This window comes from Mucilaginibacter sp., from assembly GCF_028288105.1.
Lineage (GTDB): Bacteria > Bacteroidota > Bacteroidia > Sphingobacteriales > Sphingobacteriaceae > Mucilaginibacter.
In genome coordinates, this window is sequence record NZ_JAQBOI010000080.1 from 1 (window position 1) to 4,542 (window position 4,542).

The following is a 4,542-nucleotide window of genomic DNA, read 5'->3' on the forward strand; positions in this document are numbered from 1 at the left end:
TTAACCCCTGCCGATATCGATTATGTAAATGTGCACGGTACATCAACCCCAATTGGTGACCCACAGGAAGTAAAGGCAATACAGGATGCTTTTGGTGAGCATGCTTATCGTATCAACATCAGCTCAACAAAATCAATGACAGGCCATTTACTTGGTGCTGCAGGTGCTGTTGAAGCTATTGCCTCTATTTTGGCATTGCAGAACGATATCATCCCGCCAACGATCAACCATTTTACTGACGACCCGGCTTTTGACCCTAAAATTAACTTTACATTTAACACCGCCCAAAAACGCGTGGTAAACATAGCACAAAGCAATGGCTTTGGTTTTGGTGGTCATAATGCTTCAGTTATATTTAAAAAGTACCAGCAATAATCTCGTTGGATGCCAATTAGTCGCTTCTATAAGCTTTACCTTTCGCCAAATAGAAAATACGTTAAGGTTTTAAAAAATTTGCTCGGTTTTGTACCGGGCAATTTATCGTTATACCGGTTGGCATTTCGCCATAAATCGGTTGCGCAAAATATTAAAAAGGGCGTAAAAAACAGTAACGAACGCCTTGAGTTTCTGGGCGATGCGGTACTGGGCAGCGTAGTAGCCGAGGTGCTTTTTAAACTATACCCTTACGAAGATGAAGGCTTCTTAACAGAGCTGCGTTCAAAAATTGTGAGCAGGAACAACCTTAACCAGCTTGGCCGCAAGCTGGGTTTTGATAAACTGATAGAGTTTGATAATAAAGTATTAAACTCGGGCAGGCAGGGCTCCCTGCTTGGCGATGCCTTTGAGGCCCTTATAGGTGCCGTTTACCTGGATAAAGGTTACGATTTTACCCGTAACTTTTTGGTGAACCACATCATTAAATCGCATATTGATATCCACACCCTGGAGCAAACTGAAACAAACTTTAAGAGTAAATTAATTGAATGGTGCCAGCGCCATGGCAAAGACATTAGCTTTGATGTTATCACCAACGAAGAAGGCGAAAGTGCCAAGCTATTTACTGTACAAGCCAGTGTTGATGGCGAAGTAATGGGTTCCGGAAAAGAATTCAGTAAGAAAAACGCTGAAAAGCTGGCTGCCGAAAAAGCCTGCGCCGCATTAGGAATATAATCTGGATTTCGAATGTATTGAATATTAACTACTCACCAATAAACTCAATCAACCACTCACCAATTCTTAATACAACTTCTGCAAAGTTGGATGGTCGCCGTTCTTCTTAAAATATTCGTATTGTGTTTTTATTTTCTGAATAAGATCATAATCACCCCAGGTTTTCAGGTCTTCAAAAGATGGGCGATAGTATTCCATAAACTTGCGTACTGTTGTGCTATCGTTTTCGGTTAAGCCGGTAACACGCATCACCAGTGGTCTATTGTATCGCCTGTCAACCTCTGTTGCTTCTAACTCGCGTTTAGAGAAAGCGGCAAACCGCTTGGCCCTACCCGGCGTTTTCCCAAACAATTCATACAATCCCGTTAAAGGCGATGTAAGCGCGGCCAACACCGGCGGGCTGCCATTGTAAAAAGTGCCCTGCTTGCGGTAGTCGCCCATTATTTCGTTTAACTCCTGCTTTTTTGTTTGGCCAACAATACGTACTTCTCCTAACTGTACTTCGGGTTGCATGTAAACTACCATGCCGTAATTGGTGGCTTCCTGTTTTTGTGGGGTATAACCGGTTTTGGTAAACAACAAAGTATCGCCAACGGTAGCATTAATGCTAAAACCACCCAAACCATCGCCTATGGCAACGGCTTTAGTTTTCATATTGGTGATAAATACCTCTGTAAGCTTTACTGACGAGATCCGCCTATAAACAACCCCTTTTATAACCGTTTGCTGTGCAGAAACAAGGAAGGTAAAACAGAACAGATTTATTAAACAGGTTATTAAAAACTTCAAGGGCATCATATTTAACGTAGCAAACTTATAAAATGTATATGGCTTAAAATGTGAAAAAATGTTAAAGTTAGTGTTTAGAGATTAGTGACCAGCGATTAGTTACAACAAAGTCGGCCTAAACCTAAGCCCTAATCTCTCCTGTTCATAATCTCTAACAAATAATTATCTTTGCACCATGATAAAATCCATGACAGGGTATGGAATTGCCAGCTTTGACTCCGGCAAAACAAAATATACCGTTGAGATAAAATCCCTTAACAGTAAATTTCTTGAACTATCCCTGCGCTTACCAAAAATATTCTCCGAAAAAGAATTTCAGTTACGTAACGATTGCAGTAAACAGATAGACCGTGGTAAAGTAAACCTCTCTATTAATGTAGAACAGGCCAACTCCAACGTAAAAGCTGCCGGTATCGATCGGGAGTTGCTTAAACATTACTATAATCAGCTAAAAAGCGTAAGCGATGAGTTGAATGAACCGGGTGGTAACCTGCTGCAATTAGCCTTAGGCTTACCCGAGGTTGTTAAGTACGAAGAAGATACCGTATCTGACGATGAATGGAAACTGGTTGAAAAAACATTTCAGCAGGCTATGGCTGCTTTTCAGCAGTTCCGTAGCGACGAGGGGAATGTTTTAGAACAGGATATTAAATACCGCATTGGCATTATCTTAAAAAACCTGGAACTTGTTGAGGTTGAAGAACCCAAACGCGTACCGGTTATCCGCGAACGGTTGAATCAGTTTTTAAGCGAAGCGGTGGGTGCCGAAAGCATTGACAAGAACCGTTTTGAGCAAGAGCTGATCTATTATATAGATAAGCTTGACATTACGGAAGAAAAGATCCGCTTGAAAGCACATTGCGAGTACTTTGTCGAAACATTGAAAAACGCGGATGCAAACGGTAAAAAACTTGGCTTTATTTCGCAGGAAATTGGCCGTGAAATAAACACCCTGGGCTCAAAAGCTAACGACGCCAATATGCAAAAATTGGTAGTAGGCATGAAAGAAGAGCTTGAAAAAATTAAAGAACAACTGTTAAACGTATTGTAAGTTCATAGCCGATGGTTCATAGTTCATGGAAAGTCGCCATACTATAAACCTGCCATGAACCATGAACTATAAACCATGAACCCAGAAGAAGGTAAACTCATCATATTTTCGGCCCCGTCTGGAGCAGGTAAAACTACCATAGTACATCACCTGCTTAGCAAAATGCCCGAGCTGGAGTTTTCCATTTCGGCCACCACCAGGCCCGCCCGCGGCGATGAGCAGCACGAGAAAGATTACTATTTCATCAGCAAAGAAGAGTTTCTTCACCGCATTGCCAAAAAGCAATTTGTGGAGTTTGAAGAGGTTTATACAGGCACTTTCTACGGCACCTTGCGTACCGAGATAGAGCGCATATGGGCAAAAGGCAAAACCGTAATATTTGATATTGATGTGGAAGGCGGTATGCACCTTAAACGTAAGTATGAGGACCAGGCGCTCGCCGTGTTCGTTCAGCCACCATCACTGGAGGTTTTGATAGAAAGATTAACCGGCCGCGGAACCGATAGTGCCGAAAAACTGGCGGAGCGCTTTGCAAAAGCAGAAAAAGAGCTTAATTATGCCCCTCAATTTGATATTATCCTTAAAAATTACGATCTTGAAACGGCTTGCAAAGAGGCGGAAGATTTAGTGCGAGGGTTTATCGACGCCCCCCAGCCCCCTGAAGGGCGAGTTTCAAATTCTCATTTGAAGGAGGGGTATTAACTTTTTTAACATGCCCCTTTTAGGGGTTAGGGAGTAACACATGAAGATAGGCTTACTATTCGGTTCGTTTAATCCTATACACATTGGGCATTTAATAATTGCCAACTATATGGCTAACTACACCACACTTGATAAGGTGTGGCTGGTTGTATCGCCCCAAAACCCGTTAAAAAAATACGGTGACCTAATAAATACTTACGACAGGCTGGAGATGGCCAAGCTGGCTACAGATAACTCCACCAACATTGCCGTAAGTGATGTAGAATTAAAGCTGCCGCAGCCATCTTACACTATTGACACCCTCACCCATTTAAAAGAAAAATACCCCGAGCATGAGTTTGCCCTTATTATGGGGTCTGATAACCTGGTAACATTGCACAAATGGAAGAACTACAAGCTAATACTGCGCGATTACCAGATCTTTGTTTATCCGCGCCCGGGTTATGAAAACGCCGAATTTGCATCGCACCCATCCGTTACCATCACCATGACCCCGCTGATGGAACTATCGGCGACCTTCATTCGTAAATCAATAGCCGAGAAAAAGAACGTACAATATTTTGTGCCCGATCCGGTTTTAAAATTTATTGAGAGTAAAAGTTTGTACAGGGTTTAGTTCTTCACCACGCGTCATTGCGAGGTACGAAGCAATCTCTTTAGGACAATTATACACCTTGCATGAACGAATAGCATAAAGAGATTGCTTCGTACCTCGCAATGACGGATGTAAATTAAATCCTTTCGCCTTTTACTCCCAACAAGCTATCTTTGCTTCTGTGAGCGAGAAAACCATCCTTAAACTTCAGCTACCTACCGACCCACTATGGGTAAAAAACGTGGTGGAAAGTAATATTGAAGAACTATTAACCGACCATGCTTATTGCGAGCAA

At 42.2% G+C, this 4,542-nt stretch carries 5 protein-coding genes and 1 pseudogene; 5 read left to right on the top strand and 1 reads right to left on the bottom strand.

Annotated features, from left to right (window positions below):
• Both JWQ85_RS05510 and rnc read left to right on the top strand, forming a co-directional pair.
• Positions 1 to 375, top strand: a pseudogene (locus JWQ85_RS05510) (beta-ketoacyl-[acyl-carrier-protein] synthase II); the annotation flags it as partial.
• Positions 376 to 384: 9 nt separating this feature from the next.
• Positions 385 to 1,110, top strand: a complete 726-nt coding sequence (rnc, locus tag JWQ85_RS05515) for a ribonuclease III (protein ID WP_299465175.1) — start codon at positions 385 to 387, stop codon at positions 1,108 to 1,110.
• A 66-nt stretch (positions 1,111 to 1,176) separates the two neighbouring features.
• On the opposite strand, the gene JWQ85_RS05520 is transcribed toward rnc, so the two are convergent.
• Positions 1,177 to 1,764 carry a hypothetical protein gene (locus JWQ85_RS05520; RefSeq protein ID WP_299465178.1) on the bottom strand — a complete coding sequence of 196 codons (588 nt, stop codon included), beginning with the start codon at positions 1,762 to 1,764 and terminating at the stop codon, positions 1,177 to 1,179.
• A 310-nt stretch (positions 1,765 to 2,074) separates the two neighbouring features.
• On the opposite strand from JWQ85_RS05520, the gene JWQ85_RS05525 reads away from it, so the two are divergent.
• The 3 genes from JWQ85_RS05525 (at position 2,075) to nadD (ending at position 4,268) form a co-directional block, all read left to right on the top strand.
• Complete coding sequence (locus JWQ85_RS05525; RefSeq protein ID WP_299465181.1) at positions 2,075 to 2,950, top strand: YicC/YloC family endoribonuclease; 876 nt, start codon at positions 2,075 to 2,077, stop codon at positions 2,948 to 2,950.
• A gap of 75 nt (positions 2,951 to 3,025) precedes the next feature.
• Positions 3,026 to 3,652 carry a guanylate kinase gene (gene gmk, locus JWQ85_RS05530; protein WP_299465182.1) on the top strand — a complete coding sequence of 209 codons (627 nt, stop codon included), beginning with the start codon at positions 3,026 to 3,028 and terminating at the stop codon, positions 3,650 to 3,652.
• Between the two features lie 40 nt (positions 3,653 to 3,692).
• Entirely contained in the window at positions 3,693 to 4,268 is a 576-nt protein-coding gene (nadD, locus tag JWQ85_RS05535; RefSeq protein ID WP_299465184.1) for a nicotinate (nicotinamide) nucleotide adenylyltransferase, read from the top strand.
• Positions 4,269 to 4,542: the final 274 nt, after the last annotated feature.

What these genes read in the sequence shown, in the direction of transcription:
- JWQ85_RS05525 (WP_299465181.1), top strand. Translation starts at nt 2,075, where the DNA reads ATGATAAAATCCATGACAGGGTATGGAATTGCCAGCTTTGACTCCGGC.
- nadD (WP_299465184.1), top strand. Translation starts at nt 3,693, where the DNA reads ATGAAGATAGGCTTACTATTCGGTTCGTTTAATCCTATACACATTGGG.
- gmk (WP_299465182.1), top strand. Translation starts at nt 3,026, where the DNA reads ATGAACCCAGAAGAAGGTAAACTCATCATATTTTCGGCCCCGTCTGGA.
- JWQ85_RS05520 (WP_299465178.1), bottom strand. Translation starts at nt 1,764, where the DNA reads ATGAAAACTAAAGCCGTTGCCATAGGCGATGGTTTGGGTGGTTTTAGC.
- rnc (WP_299465175.1), top strand. Translation starts at nt 385, where the DNA reads ATGCCAATTAGTCGCTTCTATAAGCTTTACCTTTCGCCAAATAGAAAA.